This window comes from Actinophytocola algeriensis, assembly GCF_014203735.1.
Lineage (GTDB): Bacteria > Actinomycetota > Actinomycetes > Mycobacteriales > Pseudonocardiaceae > Actinophytocola > Actinophytocola algeriensis.
Map to the genome: position 1 here is coordinate 378,364 of NZ_JACHJQ010000009.1, position 15,525 is coordinate 393,888.

General features: G+C 71.5%; 15 protein-coding genes and 1 other RNA gene. 12 read left to right on the forward strand and 4 right to left on the reverse strand.

The window, feature by feature from the left end; translation table 11 throughout:
- Window positions 1–2: 2 nt before the first annotated feature.
- The 3 genes from FHR82_RS37885 to FHR82_RS37895 are packed head-to-tail and all read right to left on the reverse strand — an operon-like array spanning window position 3 to window position 1,894.
- The gene (locus FHR82_RS37885; protein WP_311771465.1) at window positions 3–869 is read right to left on the reverse strand and encodes a fructosamine kinase family protein; all 867 of its coding nucleotides are present in this window, start codon (window positions 867–869) and stop codon (window positions 3–5) included.
- Window positions 845–1,315 (reverse strand): low molecular weight protein-tyrosine-phosphatase, encoded by a 471-nt coding sequence (locus FHR82_RS37890; protein ID WP_184815437.1) that lies wholly within the window; start codon window positions 1,313–1,315, stop codon window positions 845–847. The genes FHR82_RS37885 and FHR82_RS37890 overlap by 25 nt, the downstream gene beginning before the upstream one ends.
- Before the next feature lie 18 nt (window positions 1,316–1,333).
- Entirely contained in the window at window positions 1,334–1,894 is a 561-nt protein-coding gene (locus tag FHR82_RS37895; protein WP_184815438.1) for a TetR/AcrR family transcriptional regulator, read from the reverse strand.
- Between the two features lie 54 nt (window positions 1,895–1,948).
- On the opposite strand from FHR82_RS37895, the gene FHR82_RS37900 reads away from it, so the two are divergent.
- Both FHR82_RS37900 and FHR82_RS37905 read left to right on the forward strand, forming a co-directional pair.
- A complete protein-coding gene (locus FHR82_RS37900) occupies window positions 1,949–2,671 on the forward strand; it encodes an SDR family NAD(P)-dependent oxidoreductase (protein WP_184815439.1) in 723 nt (240 codons plus the stop codon).
- A 79-nt stretch (window positions 2,672–2,750) separates the two neighbouring features.
- Window positions 2,751–3,488: a carbonic anhydrase gene (locus FHR82_RS37905; RefSeq protein WP_184815440.1), complete on the forward strand. Its 738-nt coding sequence runs from the start codon at window positions 2,751–2,753 to the stop codon at window positions 3,486–3,488.
- On the opposite strand, the gene FHR82_RS37910 is transcribed toward FHR82_RS37905, so the two are convergent.
- Window positions 3,485–3,895: a DUF2000 domain-containing protein gene (locus FHR82_RS37910; protein WP_184815441.1), complete on the reverse strand. Its 411-nt coding sequence runs from the start codon at window positions 3,893–3,895 to the stop codon at window positions 3,485–3,487. The two genes, FHR82_RS37905 and FHR82_RS37910, sit on opposite strands and share 4 nt — an antisense overlap.
- 50 nt (window positions 3,896–3,945) lie before the next feature.
- Between FHR82_RS37910 and FHR82_RS37915 the strand changes: the two genes are divergently transcribed.
- The 10 genes from FHR82_RS37915 to FHR82_RS37960 all read left to right on the forward strand — a co-directional run bounded on the left by FHR82_RS37915 (window position 3,946) and on the right by FHR82_RS37960 (window position 15,524).
- Window positions 3,946–4,755: a helix-turn-helix transcriptional regulator gene (locus FHR82_RS37915; RefSeq protein WP_184815442.1), complete on the forward strand. Its 810-nt coding sequence runs from the start codon at window positions 3,946–3,948 to the stop codon at window positions 4,753–4,755.
- 100 nt (window positions 4,756–4,855) lie between these two features.
- Window positions 4,856–5,905, forward strand: coding sequence for an Rv2231c family histidinol phosphate aminotransferase CobC (gene cobC, locus FHR82_RS37920; protein ID WP_184815443.1), 1,050 nt, complete (start codon window positions 4,856–4,858; stop codon window positions 5,903–5,905).
- On the forward strand, window positions 5,902–6,711 hold the full coding sequence (locus tag FHR82_RS37925) for a Nif3-like dinuclear metal center hexameric protein (protein ID WP_184815444.1): 810 nt from the start codon (window positions 5,902–5,904) through the stop codon (window positions 6,709–6,711). Before cobC ends, FHR82_RS37925 begins: the two co-directional genes overlap by 4 nt.
- Window positions 6,712–6,729: 18 nt before the next feature.
- Window positions 6,730–7,467 (forward strand): zinc ribbon domain-containing protein, encoded by a 738-nt coding sequence (locus FHR82_RS37930; RefSeq protein ID WP_184815445.1) that lies wholly within the window; start codon window positions 6,730–6,732, stop codon window positions 7,465–7,467.
- A 7-nt stretch (window positions 7,468–7,474) separates the two neighbouring features.
- Entirely contained in the window at window positions 7,475–8,539 is a 1,065-nt protein-coding gene (locus FHR82_RS37935) for a bifunctional RNase H/acid phosphatase (RefSeq protein ID WP_184815446.1), read from the forward strand.
- A 58-nt stretch (window positions 8,540–8,597) separates the two neighbouring features.
- Window positions 8,598–9,011: RNase P RNA component class A (gene rnpB, locus FHR82_RS37940), an RNA gene on the forward strand.
- 474 nt (window positions 9,012–9,485) lie between these two features.
- On the forward strand, window positions 9,486–9,758 hold the full coding sequence (locus FHR82_RS37945) for a hypothetical protein (protein WP_184815447.1): 273 nt from the start codon (window positions 9,486–9,488) through the stop codon (window positions 9,756–9,758).
- Window positions 9,759–9,771: 13 nt separating this feature from the next.
- Window positions 9,772–10,344 carry a hypothetical protein gene (locus tag FHR82_RS37950; protein WP_184815448.1) on the forward strand — a complete coding sequence of 191 codons (573 nt, stop codon included), beginning with the start codon at window positions 9,772–9,774 and terminating at the stop codon, window positions 10,342–10,344.
- A 154-nt stretch (window positions 10,345–10,498) separates the two neighbouring features.
- The gene (locus tag FHR82_RS37955; protein WP_311771467.1) at window positions 10,499–13,372 is read left to right on the forward strand and encodes an ATP-binding protein; all 2,874 of its coding nucleotides are present in this window, start codon (window positions 10,499–10,501) and stop codon (window positions 13,370–13,372) included.
- 70 nt (window positions 13,373–13,442) lie between these two features.
- Window positions 13,443–15,524 (forward strand): magnesium transporter, encoded by a 2,082-nt coding sequence (locus FHR82_RS37960; RefSeq protein ID WP_225944063.1) that lies wholly within the window; start codon window positions 13,443–13,445, stop codon window positions 15,522–15,524.
- Window position 15,525 lies beyond the last annotated feature (1 nt).

Below are 15,525 nucleotides of genomic sequence, written 5' to 3' on the forward strand. Positions count from 1 at the left end.
TGCTAGAGACCGCTCAGCGCCGCCGTGGCCGCCGCCACCGCCTGGGCCCCGTACCCGCCGCCGAACAGCACGGTGTGCACGAGCAGCGGGAACAGCTGGTGCAGGGGAATCCGGGCCCGCCACCCGTCGGCGAGCGGGTCGGCCTCGTCGTAGGCGGCGACGATCCGGTCCAGGTGGGGGCACCCGAACAGGTGCAGCATGGCGAGGTCGGTCTCGCGGTGACCGCCGTGCGCGGCCGGGTCGATCAGCCAGGCCTGGCCGTCGGCACCCCACAGGACGTTGCCGCTCCACAGGTCGCCGTGCAGCCGGGCGGGCGGTGCCGTGGGGCCTGCCAGGTCGGCGAGCCGCTCGCACACGGTGTCGATGGGCCCGTGGTCGTGGAGCGCGCCCCGGTCGACGGCGGTCCGCAGGTAGGGCTGGACGCGGTGTGCGACGTACCACTCCGCCCAGCTCGTGCCGGTCTCGTTGCGCATGGGCGCGAGCCCGATCCACGCGTCGACGGGCCCACCGGGCGGCGGCGTCCCGAACGCGCCGGCCCCGGCCCGGTGCAGCCCGGCGAGCCCCCGCCCGAACGTCTCGGCGGCGTCGGTCGTGGCCGGCCCGGTCGGCACGGCCTCGATGACCAGCCATTCCCCGTCGTGCGCGACCACCTGTGGGCAACGGAACCCCGGGTCGCCGGTCGAAGCGGCCATGCCGGTCAGCCACCGCAGGCCCGCGGCCTCGGCCAGCACGCCGCTCTCGTGGTCGTGCCGCTTGGCCACCACGTCGGTGCCGTCCGCGAGCCGCAGCCGGTAGGCCCCACCGAGCGGCGTCGCCCCGGTGACGTCCTGCCCCAGCAGGCCGCTCAGTCGAGGTGCGCGCGGATCCACTCGACCAGCCCCGGCATCGCGGCCTCCGCCAGCCCGAGCACCTCGACGAAGCCCGTGAAGTCGCCGTAGTACGGGTCCGGCACGTCCGGCTCGGTGGCGTGCGGGTCGAACGAGCGGAACATCACGAGCCGCTCGTCGGTGTCGCCCTGGTGTTTGAGGAGGTCCCGCAGCGCGCCTTCGTGCCCGGCGTCCATGGCGAGCAGCAGGTCGGCCGACAGGTGGTCCTCGTTCACCTGCGCGGCGACGTGGTTCGTCGGGTAGCCGTGCTCGGACAGCACCCGCTGCGCTCTCGGGTCGGCGGGCTCACCGACATGCCACGGGCCGATGCCCGCGCTCGTGACCCGCACCCGGTCGCCGAGCCCCGCGCGGCGCAGGTGCTCGGTCAGGACCAGCGCCGCGATCGGCGAGCGGCAGATGTTGCCGGAGCAGACGAAACACACGTGCACACGGACGAGTCTGCCCGATCAGCACCACGCCGTGATCGCCACGTCCGCGACCGCGGTCAGTTCTTCCTCCGTCGCGCCGTCGCGGGCCTGCACGGACATGCCCTGGATGACCGCGCCGAAGAAGCGGGCGAGCGTCGGCGGGTCGGCCGCGCCCGCGCGGCGCAGGTAGTCCTCGATCAGCGACATCGTCGCGGCGCGGCGGGTGGCGGTGGCGTCGCCGATCGACGCCAGGTCCGGGGAGAGGTTCAGCCCCGCCGTGGAGATCATGCAGCCGCGGGGCCTGCCGTCGCGGGTGAACTCGTGGGCGGCGGCCAGCAGGAAACCGCGGATGCCGTCCTTGGACGCCGGTTCGGTCAACTCGGTGGCGGGGCGTGCGCCGGGGCCCGCGCGGTAGTGGTCGAGGCACGCCTCGTACAGACCCTCCTTGGACCCGAACGCGTTGTAGATGCTCGGCGGTGTCAGCCCGGTCGCCGACTGCAGCCTGCCGAGGCTCGCGCCCTCGTAGCCGTGGCGCCAGAACACGGTCATCGCCTTGTCGAGCACGTCGCCGAGTTCGAAGGACCGGGGCCGACCTTTCATAGCGACCACTATAGTATCCACTTCGATAGTGATCACTATAAAAAGGAGCTGGTCATGAAGGCGCTGGTCACTGGGGCTTCCAGAGGGATCGGGCGGGCCATCGCGGTCGGTCTCGCCGAGGACGGGGCGGAGGTCGTCGGCATCCACTACGCCGCCAACCGCGAGGCCGCGTCGGCGACCGCGGCCCTGGTCGCGGCGGCGGGCGCGAAGCCGGTGCTGATCGAGGCGCCGCTGGACGTCGACGGTGTCGCGGGCGCGCGCCGGGTGGCCGCAGCCTGGGAGGGCGACCTCGACGTGCTCGTCAACAACGCGGGCATCAACGGGCAGCAGGCGTTCGGCGAGGTCGACGAGGACACCTACCGGCGGGTCGTCGAGATCAACCTGACCGCGCCGCTGTTCCTCATCCAGGAACTGGCGCCGCGGCTGAACGACGGCGGCCGCATCGTCAACATCACCACCGGCTACACCCGGGTCGCCGCGCCGACGCATCCCGCGTACGCGGCGGCCAAGGCCGGGCTGAACAACCTCGGCCTGGCGCTGGCGCCGGTGTTCGGGCCGCGCGGGATCACGGTCAACGCGGTCATGCCGGGCATCATCGACACCGACATGAACGCCGACTGGCTGCCGGAAGGCCGCGCGCAGGCGGCCGCGATCTCGGTGTTCGACCGGGTGGGCACGGCCGAGGACGTCGCGCTCGTGGTCCGGTACCTCGCCTCGGACGCGGGCCGCTGGGTGACGGGTCAGGTCATCGACGCGACCGGTGGCTCCGCGCTGTGAACGGGTTCACATTCCGGTATGCGTACTAGCTGCTTTCTCGTCCGGGTTTCACGCAAAGGAGCGGTAATAGTCTCGCTGTGTGATCAACACTGACGGCGCCGGAGTCTCCCGGCGCACCTTGTTCGGCGTCACCGCGGGGGCGGCGGCAGCGGCCGCCCTCGTCACCGGCGCCGCTCCGGCGGCCGCGACCCCCGGCCGCCGCACCAACGATCCCAAGGCCACTCCGCTCACCGCCGACCAGGCGTGGCGGAAGCTGGTGGCAGGCAACGACCGGTTCGTCGCAGGCAGGCAGAAACACCCGCACGAGTCACTGGCGTGGCGGGAGTCGCTCGTGCGGGGACAGCATCCGTTCGCGGTAATCCTGAGCTGTGCCGACTCCCGTGTGTCACCGGAGCTGGTGTTCGACGAGGGCCTCGGGGACCTGTTCGTCATCCGCGCCGCGGGTGAGGTGCTCGACACCGCCGTCGTCGGCAGCATCGAGTACGCCGTCGAGCACCTGTCGGTGCCGCTCGTGGTGGTCATCGGCCACCAGAGCTGCGGCGCGGTCGGCGCGGCCGTCGACCTCGTCCAGCACGACGCCGAACTGTCGGGAGACATCGCCACGCTCGTCCGCGCGATCGAGCCCGCGGTCCGCGCCACGCCGGCGAACCCGGACCCGGCAGCGTTCCTCGCGGCGTGTGTCGCCGAGCAGGCCCGGCGCGCGGCGACCTACCTGCTGGAGCGGTCCAACATCATCAGTGACGCCGTCGCGCACCACGGCGTCAAGGTCGTCTCGGCGGCCTACGAGCTGGAGACCGGCAAGGTCAATCGTGTCTAAGGGTGCATCCGCGCGCCCTTGACCACCTTGTCGACGGCGTTGCGGGGTCCGTGCACGGCCAGTCCCACGAGGTCGAGCCGGTCTCGTGGGACGGCACGGACCGCCGCCCGGTTGTCCTCGTCGTTGCCGGTCGCGAACAACCCGGCCGTGAACACCGACATCGGCAGCCCGCGGGCGACGGCCTTGCCGTGCGCGGCCGTCAGCACGTCCGCCGAGGCCTCGAACACGAGCACGGGCTGGCCGAACATCGCGAGGTATTTGGTGCCGTCCGCGTCCTCGTAGGGTTCGCCGATCAGCTCGGGCACGGCGGCCGCGACGCCGCTGACCAGGAACGCGCACACGTTCAGCCGCTGCCACGTCGGCAGGTCGTCGCGCACGACCACGGCGATCTTGGTGGGGAAGCTCACCGGGTCACGATCCGCCGCCGGACGCCCCTGGGTCTTGTACGTTCCTAACCATGGGCCCCGAGATCACGGCGTGGCGCCCGGACGTGCCCGGCATCCACGAGGTGTTCCACGCGCGGTTCACCACCCACGCGTACCCGTCGCACACCCACGACGCCTGGACGTTGCTGATCGTCGACGACGGCGTGGTGCGCTACGACCTGGACCGCCACGAGCACGGCGCGCTCCGCGAGCAGGTCACGCTCCTGCCTCCGGGCGTCCCGCACGACGGCCGGTCCGTGCGGCCGGAGGGCTTCCGCAAACGGGTCCTGTACCTGGCGAGCGACACCCTGACCGGGGTCGGCGCCGCCGTGGACCACCCGTCGCTCGCCGACCCCGTGCTGCGGCAGCGGGTCCACCAGCTGCACCAGTCGCTGCGCACCGAGGACCTGGAGGCGCAGAGCCGGTTCGCGCTGATCCGCGACCGGCTGCGGCAGCACCTGAACGGCACCGACGTCCCGCCACCGGAGAAGGCCACGACGGCGCACCGGTTGCGGGAACTGCTCGACGCGCACCTGCCGGACACGCCGACGCTGGACGAGGCCGCCGCGGTCCTGGACGCGCACCCGGTGTCGCTGGTGCGGGCGTTCAGCCGCGAGTTCGGCATCCCGCCGCACAGGTATGTCACCGGCAGGCGCCTCGAGCTGGCTCGCCGCCACCTGCTCGCCGGGCACCCGCCCGCGACGGCGGCCACGATGGCCGGCTTCTACGACCAGGCACACCTGACCCGCCACTTCACGAAGCTCCTCGGCGTGGGTCCCGGGCGGTACCGCCTAGGATCCAGCTCGGGAGCGGAGCGAAGGAGCGGTCGTCGTCTGGACTGACGAGCAGCGCAGGGAGCTCGGCCACGAGCGAGTGAGCAGCGCAGGAGGGAAGACGGCGACCGAGCGGAGCTCGCGGAGCGAGACATCGAACACTGAGCGGATGAGCGAAGCGACCCCATCGAACACAGCGACTGACCTGCGGCATCACGGCGACGTGGACGCGGAGCCGGGCCTGCAGGACTTCGCGGTGAACGTCCGGGGCACGGCCCCGCCCGCGTGGCTGCGCGAGCGCCTCGTGCACGCCGTGGACCGGCTCGGCACCTACCCGTCGGCCGCCGACGACCGCCGCGCCCGCGAGGCCGTCGGGGAGCGCCACGGCCGCGACCCCGGCGAGGTGCTGGTCCTCAACGGCGCCGCGGAGGGCTTCGCGCTGCTCCCCGCCCTGCGGCCGAGGCTGGCGGCGCTGCTGCACCCGTCGTTCACCGAGCCCGAGGTGTCGCTGCGGGACGCGGATGTCCCGGTCCACCACGTCTTCGACATGGCCGTGCCCGACGACGCGGACCTGGTCGTCGTGGGCAACCCGAACAACCCGACCTCGGAGCTGCGGCCCGCCGCCGAGATCGCGCGGATGGCGCGGCCCGGCCGGGTGCTGGTGGTCGACGAGGCGTTCATGGACGCCGTGCCCGGCGAACGCGAGTCCCTGGCGAGCGCCGACCTCCCCGGCCTGGTGGTACTGCGCAGCCTCACCAAGACGTGGGCGCTCCCCGGCCTGCGTGCCGGGTACGCGCTCGGCGCCCCGGACCTGCTGCGGCGGCTGGGCAGGCACCGCCCGCACTGGCCCGTCGGCACGCTCGCGCTCGAAGCGGTGACCGCCTGCGCCGAGCCGCACGCGGTCGCCGAGGCCGAGCGGGCCGCCCGTGAGCTGGCCGCGCACCGCGAGTGGTTGACCGCCGAGCTGAACCGTTTGCCAGGGGTGCACGTATTACTGCCGGCTGCCGCGCCATACCTACTGCTACGGGTGCGCGACGGCGAACGGGTCCGCGCCGGGCTGCGAGATCGGGGGATCGCAGTCCGGCGCGGCGATACCTTTCCCGGGCTGACCGCCGACCACCTGCGCGTGGCGGTGCGCGAACCGGCCCGGTGCGCCGGCCTGCTGACCGCGCTCGCGGAACTCACCGCTGGACTGACCCCGGAGGTACTGACAACGTGACGACCGTCGGCGACGTCGTCGAGGTGCTCGAGGCCGCCTACCCGCCCGCGCTGGCCGAGCCGTGGGACGCGGTCGGGCTCGTGTGCGGTGACCCGGCCGAACGCGTGGACCGGGTGCTGGTCTGCGTCGACCCCGTCGAGTCCACAGTGGACGAAGCGCTCGCGATGGAGGCCGGGCTGGTGCTCGCGCACCACCCGCTGCTCCTGCGGGGTGTGCACGGGGTGCCCGCGAGCACGCCGAAGGGCAGCCTCGTCCACCGGCTGATCCGCGGCGGCGCCGGGCTGTACTGCGCGCACACCAACGCGGACTCGGCGAGCCCCGGGGTGTCCGACGCGCTCGCCGACGCGCTGGGGCTCACGGTCGTCGGCCCGCTCGTCCCCGGCGAGGACGGGGTGACCGGCATCGGCCGGATCTGTGAGCTGCCCGAGCCGGAACCGTTTCGCGTGTTCGTCGAGCGGGTCGCGGCGGCGCTCCCGGCGACCGCGGCCGGGGTGCGCGGCGCGGGCGACCCGGATCGTCCAGTTAGGACAGTCGCGGTGTCCGGCGGTGCGGGCGACTCCTACCTCGGTGCCGTCGCACGGCTCGGCGTCGACGCCTACGTGACCGCTGACCTGCGGCATCACCCCGCGAGCGAGCACGCGGCGCTGCCTGGTGCGCCCGCGCTCGTCGACGTGGCGCACTGGGCCAGCGAGTGGCCGTGGTGTGAACAGGCGGCGGCGATCCTGCGTGACGCCTTCGGCGGTAACGTCGACATCACCGTTTCCACGCTTCGCACCGACCCCTGGACCGTCGCGGCGGCCAGGTAGTACCCGGAGGTTCCCAGGTTGAAAGCCGATCCCGCCGTGCAGCGCAGGCTGCTCGAGCTGGCCGATGTCGACGCCGAGCTCGCCAGGGTCGACCACCGGCGCAGGACCCTGCCCGAGCTCGCGGAGATCGCCGAGGCGGAGAAGGTCGTGCAGGCGCGCAAGGACGCGAAGGTCGCGAACGAGACCGCGCTCGGCGACCTGGACCGCGAGGTGAAGCGGCAGGAGAAGGAGATCGACGCGGTGCGGGCCCGTGAGGACCGCGACCGCGCGCTGCTGGCGGGCGGCACCGTGAACCCCAAGCAGATGACCGATCTCGAGCACGAGCTGACCACGCTGGAGCGCAGGCAGGCCACCCTCGAGGACGAGCTGCTCGAACTGATGGAGCGGCGCGAGGCGGTCGAGGGCGACGGGCAGCACGCCGGGGTCGAGCTGGCAAAGGCCGAGGAGGCGCTGGCGGACGCGGCGAACCGGCGCGACCACGCCCTCGCCGATCTGGAGACCGCGTGGGTGCGCCGCACCGACGACCGGGAGAAGCTGGTGCCGCAGTTCCCGGAGCCGTTGCTCGGCCTGTACGAGCAGGTGCGCAAGAACAAGGGGATCGGTGCGGCGCTGCTGCGGGCGCGGCGGTGCGGCGCGTGCCGGATCGAGCTGGACCGCAGCGCCATCTCCCGCATCTCGGGCACCGCGGCCGACGAGGTCGTGACCTGTGACGAGTGCGGCGCGATCATGGTCCGCACCGCGGAAAGCGGCCTGTGAGGGTCATGTGGACGTCGTAGTCGAGGCCGACGGCGGCTCGCGCGGCAACCCCGGCCCTGCCGGTTACGGCGCGGTCGTGTTCGACGCGGCCGGGGTCGTGCTGGCCGAACGGGCCGAGAGCATCGGGATCGCGACCAACAACGTCGCCGAGTACCAGGGCCTCATCGCCGGTCTCACGGCGGCACGGGAGCTGGGCGCCACCGACGTCGCGGTCCGCATGGACTCGAAGCTGGTCGTCGAGCAGATGTCCGGCCGCTGGCAGGTCAAGCACCCGGCGATGAAACCGCTGGCCGCGGCCGCGCACGAGGTGGCGGCGGCGTTCGACTCGGTGAGCTACACGTGGATCCCGCGCGCCAAGAACGCGCACGCGGACCGGCTCGCGAACGAGGCGATGGACGGCACCCCGTCCCGCTCCGAGCAGCCGGCTCCGGTGGACATGACGGCCCCGGCCCGGTGGACCGGCGCGACCGGCACACCGACGAGGTTCCTGCTGCTGCGGCACGGGCAGACAGAACTGTCGGGGGAGCGGCGCTACTCGGGCCGCGGCGACGTGGAGCTGACCAGGGTGGGGCAGCAGCAGGCCAAGGCCGCGGCCGCCCGCCTGTCAGGCATGGACTTCACGGCGGTGGTGTCGTCCCCGCTGGCGAGGGCCAGGCAGACGGCCGCGGCGATCACCGACCACGTGACGGTCCACGACGGCCTGATCGAGACCGACTTCGGCGACTGGGAACGGCTCACGTTCGCCGAGGCCGCCGCCCGCGACCCCGAGCTGCACGGCCGCTGGATCCGCGACCCGGGCGTGGCCGCGCCGAACGGGGAGAGCTTCGACGCCGTGCTCACCCGCGTGCGGGCAACCCGCGACGAACTGCTCCAGCGGTACGCGGGGGAGACGATCGTGGTGGTCAGCCACGTCACCCCGATCAAGTCGCTGCTGCGGCTGGGGCTGGACACGGGTCCGTCGCTGCTGTTCCGCCTGCACCTGGACCTGGCGTCGCTTTCGGTTGTGGAGTGGTATCCGGACGGTAACGCTTCGGTACGCCTGGTGAACGACACCTCCCACCTGACCGTGTGACAGGTGCCGGACCACCGGCAGCCATGATCCACTTCGGCGTTACCCTGGTGGACGCGGACGAGTCGGCAGGGCGGTCGCGGCGGGTGAGAACTCGTCGAGGAAAGTCCGGACTCCGAAGGGCAGGGTGGTTGCTAACGGCAACCCGGGGCGACCCGCGGGACAGTGCCACAGAAAGCAAACCGCCTGACAGCTCCGTTGGTGCCTCCGGCACCGGCGGGCGCGGCCAGGTAAGGGTGAAACGGTGGTGTAAGAGACCACCAGCACCCCGGGTGACCGGGGTGGCTAGGTAAACCCCACCCGGAGCAAGGTCAAGAGGGAGTCCTCCGGGACTCCTGCGCAGGCGATCGAGGGCTGCCCGCCCGAGCCTGCGGGTAGGCCGCTAGAGCCTGCCGGCGACGGCAGGCCCAGATGGATGACCGCCCCCCGGCCGCGAGGCCGGGGACAGGATCCGGCTTACATGCCGGCTCGTCCGCCCAAGGAAGTGGCCGCAGCACTGTGTGTGCGGCTTTTGGATCACGATCGATCGCCTCGGCGAAGGATGGCCGATTGTGCATGAGTGACACATGTTGCGCCGAACGGGGCAATGCGCAAGGCGGTGTGGCGAACACGCCTCTGCCAGTTCCGCTAGGCCGAACGAGTTAACGCCGGCTGGTGGCAGCGGGTTGACCAGACCCGTCCCGCACCTACAGTTATGGGTCTCCGCCGCAGGCGGGTGAAGATCCGCGCAGATTGGTCCGGATGAGTGGTCGATGCGACTTACCGGCCATTTGAGCCGCATCATGTGTGTGGTCAGATGGCACGTCCGAAGGCGCCGAGGAGAATGCGAGTGCACCAGATGTGGATCTACGGAGCGCGGCCCCGCCACTACACATCGTGATCCGGGCGTGCTCTACTCGACTTCGAACGCACAACAGCGGCCCGCTCCGCGCATACGGGAGTTAAGAACATGATCGCCATGACCACCCTCGAGTTTGCCCAGGAAACCGGTGGTTTGGGCACGAACAACGTCCGCGACTGGATCCTCAACAACATCATCCCGTTGCTGCTGCTCGTGGTGGCCATCCTGCTCCTGTGGCTCGGTGGCGGGAAAGGTGACAACGCGGGCGTCATGCGCCGCCTGGGCGGAGTGATCGTCGCGCTGGCCATCATCGGGTTGGCGGTGACCACGGACGCAGGCAAGAACATCGGCACGTGGATCGCCGGCCTCTTCACGGGCTGAGCAGAGGGCACCAGTGCGTATACGTACCGACGACGAGGTTTACCGCGTCGACGCCGTTTGGCTCGGGCCCCCGCGGGCGACGATGCCGTGGCGGGCCCGCTACGTGGCGTGGGGCGTCGGGGTCTTCGTCTTCCTCATCGTGCTCACCGTCGAACGCCGTCTCGGCATCGACCTGTTCTGGTCGATCGCGTGGGGCATCGTCGTCACGATCCTCCTGACCAGGATGATCACGTCGAAGATCAGCCACGAACGGCCGCTGTCCGCGGTGTCGGCGATGTGGCTGCGTGAACTCACCGCCCCGCGTGAGGCAACCGCGGGAGAGGGTGGCGCCGTCAGCGCTACGAGGGTACGGGTGAGCACGGTCCGGCCGACGAAGCAGGCGAAGCAGACCCGGCCGAAGCAGCGGAAGCAGCAGGAGCAGCGGCAGCAGCGGCAGAAGTCCAAGGCCGAACGGAACCGGGCGCGGGCAGAGCGGGCCAGGGCCAAGTCCCGGCAGCGGAACCAGCAGCGGAACCGGCCCGGGAGGCAGGAGACCAAACGCGGGAGGGGTGGCGGTGTTCGCACGCCGAGGCAAGCGCGCTCCTGAAGCGCACGCTCCGTTCCCGCCGGCAACCCAACACGCCGGCACCACGGGCATTCCCCCGGCCCCGCGCCAACAACAGCAACGCAGGCAACAACCACAGCTCGACCGGGGCAGGCACGCGGCTCCGGAGCACGACCTGCCCGACCCGGCGAGACGGGTGAGACAGCCGGCGCAGTACCGACCCGCCGCCGACAACAAGCGCAACCGTCGTCTCCCAGGGGAGCAGTCCATTCCTAGCTACACCCCGTCGATCGCCGCGAGGAGCATCGACGGTCACCTGTTGCGCAACGGCACCGACGTGTTCGCGTGGTACCGGCTCGCGCCCCAGCGCTGGTCGTTCCGCTCGGACTCGCAGCGCCAGGACCTGATCGCGGCCATCGCGGGCCAGTACGCCGAGCTGCACGGCCGGTGGATGCACCTGCGCGTCACGACCCGGCCGTACCCGATCCGCATGTGGGCCGAGGCGCACGTGCACAACGCGGTCAACCGCCTGCCCGACGCGCCCGGCGCGCTGTCCTTCGACGACTACCTGATCGGTGAGCAGCAGCAGCTGCTGGGCCGGTCGATGGCGGAGAAGGAGGTGTACCTGGGGGTCCAGGTGCAGACCCGCAACATGGTGGACCGCGCCGTCGAGCGCGCCGCGCCGCTGCTGCGCAAGATCTTCCCGGCCGCGGTGGACGCCGAGCTGCTCGCGATCGACTCCGAGGTGGAGCACCTGGACCAGGTCATCGGCTCCGCAGGGCTCGAGGGCAGGCCGGTGACGGCCGAGGAGATGTCCTGGCTGATGCACCGGTCGTGCTCGCTGGGTCTGCCCGCGCCCCGCAACCTGCCCGCGGTGCCGGGCGCGGCGTGGGAGCCGGAGGACCTGGCGTCGTTCACCGACGCCGCGGACTTCCACCAGGAGCCGTACTCGCCGACCGTCACCGTGCGCGGCCGCACCGGCTCGAACGCCGGCATGACACGGCACGTCGCCGTCCTGACCGTCGGGCAGATGCACGGGCTGCAGATCCCGGAGATCGACGACCCGTGGGTGCAGCACTCCGACCGCCTCGCCGCCTCGGTGGAGTGGTCCGCCCGCATCTACGTGCGGCGCCCGGAAGAGGTGTCGGGTGAGCTGCAGCGGCAGATGAACAAGGTCCGCTCGCAGGTCCGGCACTACACCGACGAACACGAGCTGGAACCACCGCAGTCGCTGGCCAGGCAGGCGTCGCGGGTGCTGGAGATCGACGACGAGATGACGTCGGGCTTCACCGCGCTCGCCACCCGCGTGCGGTCGTGGTGGCGGCTCGCGGTGTCCGGCCCGACCGAGCGGGACGCGCTGCGGCTCGCGCAGCAGGTGCTGGAGCTGTACAAGCCGAAGGTCGCGATCGAGCACCCGGAGGCGCAGTACGCGCTGGCCCGCGAGTTCATCCCCGGCGAGTCCCTCGCGTCGTCCGCGTACATGCGGCGCGGCTCGGTGGTGTGGGCCGCGGCGTCCGTGCCGACGGCGACCGCCGAGGTGGGCGACCGGCGGGGCATCCTCCTCGGCGAGACGTGCACGGCGACCCGGCGCCCGGTGGCGTGGGACCCGTGGATGGCGCAGGAGATCCGCGACGGGTCCGGTCTGACCGCGATGGTCGCCGGGCTCGGTGGCGGCAAGTCGTTCCTCGGTGGCGGCGTCGTCTACAAGACGCTGCGCGCCGGGGCGCACTGGACGATCCTGGACCCGTCCGGTCCGTTGACGAAGCTGTGCGACCTGCCGGAGCTGCGGCCCTACGCGCGGCCGATCAACCTGCTGAACGCGCAGCCGGGCATCCTCAACCCGTACCGGGTGGTGGCGGAGCCGCAGTACGAGCACTTCGTCGAGGAGGACGACCCGGAGCGGGCGTGGCGCCGGGAGAAGGCACTCGCCGCCGCGACCCGCCGCCGGCTCGCGCTGGACGTGCTGACCGGCCTCCTGCCCTACGACATCGCACGCATGCCGCAGACCAGGATCGTGCTGCTGCGCGCGGTCCGCATGGTCGGCGGCCGCGCGGACGCCGACCCGAGCCTGGTGTTCGAGGCGCTGCGCCGCGACGCGTCGGAGCACCACGAGCACGCGGTGGTGGTGGCGGACTTCCTGGACGAGATGCGGGAGCGGATGTCGCTGCTCATCCCGGAGAAGGACGCCGACCCGTACCTCGAACAGCGCGACGACCGCCTGACCGTCATGACGATGGCGGGCCTGACGCTGCCGAAGGACGGCGTGGGCCGCGAACACTGGACCGACGCCGAGTCGCTCGGTGTCGAGATGCTGAACCTGGCGGCGTGGCTGACGCAGCGGTCGATCTACGAGCGGCCGAAGGACACCCGCAAGGGCGTGTGGATCGACGAGGCGTTCTTCCTGTCCGAGGTGCCGACCGGTCGCGTCCTGATGAACCGGTTCGCCCGTGACTCCCGCAAGTGGAACGTCCGTGTGCTGCTGTCGTCCCAGATCCCGGCCGACTTCCTCCGCATCCAGGGCTTCGTGGCGCTGCTGGACTCGGTGTTCGTCGGCAGGCTCGACGACGACCAGGCACAGGAGGACGCGCTCCGCCTGCTGAAGGTGCCGATGGGTGCCGGGTACGAACAGGTGGTGGCCTCCCTGGGCCGCCGCCCTGGCGGCCACCGCGACGCGGTCCGCGACACCGCGCCCCGCCAGTTCATCTTCGCCGACGGCGCCGGTGGTGTGGAACGCATCCGCATCGACCTGTCCGGCCCGCACCTGGACCACCTGCGCGCGGTCATGGACACCACCCCGGACGCCATGCGCGACGCGACCCCCGGCGCGGTCCTGCCGCCCGAGTCGCACGCCCCGGAGATCCCGTCGGACGACGACGACCAGGAACCCCCGCGCGACGGCACGGTCGACGACGAGAGCCGTTACTCCGACGACGAGTTCGAACTCGAGGCGGAGTTCGAACTGGGCCTGACCGACGACGACCCGAACACGGACGTGGATCCGGCAGGTCCCCCGGACGGCTCCGGCAACGGAAAGAAGGCAGGTAAACGCGGTCGGGTAGACGCGGCATGACCGAAGGCGACAAACCCGTGAGCATTCACCCACCCCGGGGCTCGGCCGGGGCCGGCGAAGGCGGCGCAGCATGATCACTTCCCTGGCGGTGATCGCCGCCGTGCTGTTCTTCACGGCGCGGCGGCGAAAAAAACGCGGCACAACGAACCCGGCCAGGCGTAGGGGCCGGGTTACTTCACTCGCCCTGGTAGCGGCGATCGTCGGGATGCAGGCGATCTTCGGCTCGCCCGCGATGGCGCAGCAGCAGGACACGAGCTGCGCCCCGTTCCCGGAACGCCCTGGCGCGGGCATGGTCGGGGCCGTGGACCCTCCGCAGGGCAACGGCCTGCGCGGGGGCCCGGACAGCGGTGTCCCGTACACCGACGACAAGTTCCCGAACAGCCCGTACCGCGACCACGGCTACGCGGGGACGGTCTGGCACGTCTACGACCCGAACTGCAACCAGCCGATCTCGATCACCGATCCCAGCATCACGATCGACACCTGGCTGGGCAACGAGCTGTTCAACCTCGGCAAGAACATCGTCGGGGCCACCAACTCGCTGCACTACACGCTGTACCAAGGTGGCGTGCTCGGCGGCCTCAATCAGCAGATCGGGGCTGCGGCCAACGCGATCTTCGACAACATCTACACGCAGCTGTTCAGCGTGTTCATGCTGATCCTGGCTGTGATGATGTTCCGCCAGATCTGGCGCGGAGACCTCGCTGCCGTGAGCAAGAAGGGATTGTTCGCGCTGGGCGGGATGTGGCTCGCCGCCTCGACCCTCGTCCTCGTCAACAACTACGACGCGATCGACAAGGTCATCGTCGACACGACGACAGGGATCCAGAACGGCTTCGAGGATCCGGACCGGGACGACGTGCGTCAGCACATCCTGCCGAACGAGCTGCACACGCGCGTGGTGTACGAGAACTGGTTGCGGGGTGAGTTCGGTCAGCCCGACGATCCCAAGGCACTCGAGTTCGGCAGGCCGTTGCTGGCGGCCCAGGCCTGGACCCGTGACGACCTCGTTTCCGGGGGCGATGCCAACGACCAGGCCGAGGCAGCGAAGCGGGCCGAGTACCAGCGGATCTACAACGAGCTGGGTTCGGCACAGGGCTACTTCGACGGCAGCGAGGGCAGTCGCACGGGATCGGGGTTCCTGGCGTTCTTCCAGTCGCTGGTCTACTCGCTGTTCCAGTTCCTGGCGAAACTCGCCGTGCTCCTCGCGCAACTCCTCTTGAGGATCTTCACCCTCGCCGCGCCGGTGATCGGCTTGGTGGCGCTCGTCCACCACGACATCCTCCGCAAGGTCGGGCGGGCGGTCGGCGCGGTCGTGCTGAACGTGCTGATCCTGGCCATGCTGGCCGGTATCCACTTCAAGTTCCTGCAGCTGATCTTCGGACCGGACGTCGAGCTGTCGATGCTGGTGCAGATGTTGCTCGCGGGCATCGTGACGCTCGTGTTCCTGCTGGTCGGCCGGCCGATGAAGCGGATGTGGCAGATGGTGGAGCTGTCCGTCGGCGCGGTCGGGGCCTCCGTGCCCACCGCGAGCCGGGGCGGGCTGTTCTCCCGGTTCCGCCGCGGCAAGGGTGCGGACGAGCGCGGTCCGCAGGACGAGTTCTGGGACAACCTGCGCGACGAGGAGCTGGCGGGCGACACCCTCGCCACCACCTCGCGCGGCGGGCACAGTGGTCGCAGGCCGCGGCCGGAGGCGACGGGGCCGGTCATGGCGACCGCCGAGCGGCTCGACACGCGGCGGCAGCCGATCGGGCAGAGCGCGCTCGGGTTGCCGCCCGCACGGGGTGACGGCGAGGCCGTGCTCATGCCGGGCGGGCCGGGTGGGCGCAACGACCCCGCCGGTGCGCTGCCGCCGCGCCGCAGCCGGGTCGTCGACACGAACCCCGTGTACGACCGGGACTGGGGCGAGGACGCGATGGTCGTCCCGTCGCAGGTCGGCAGCCAGCGCAACGAGGGCCGGTTCGACGCGGCGCCGATCGCGGCGCCGCGCGGCACCCCGCGGCCGGCGGACGTCGAGATGGTCGCCGGGCGTCCGGTGCACGTCGTGTACCGGCCGTCGCGGGGGCTCGAGGTCCGGGAGCCCGCACCGCGGCCACCACGGCGGATGCCGTTGCGGGACGGGCCGCGCGAGACCGACGCGGTGGTGAGGTGAC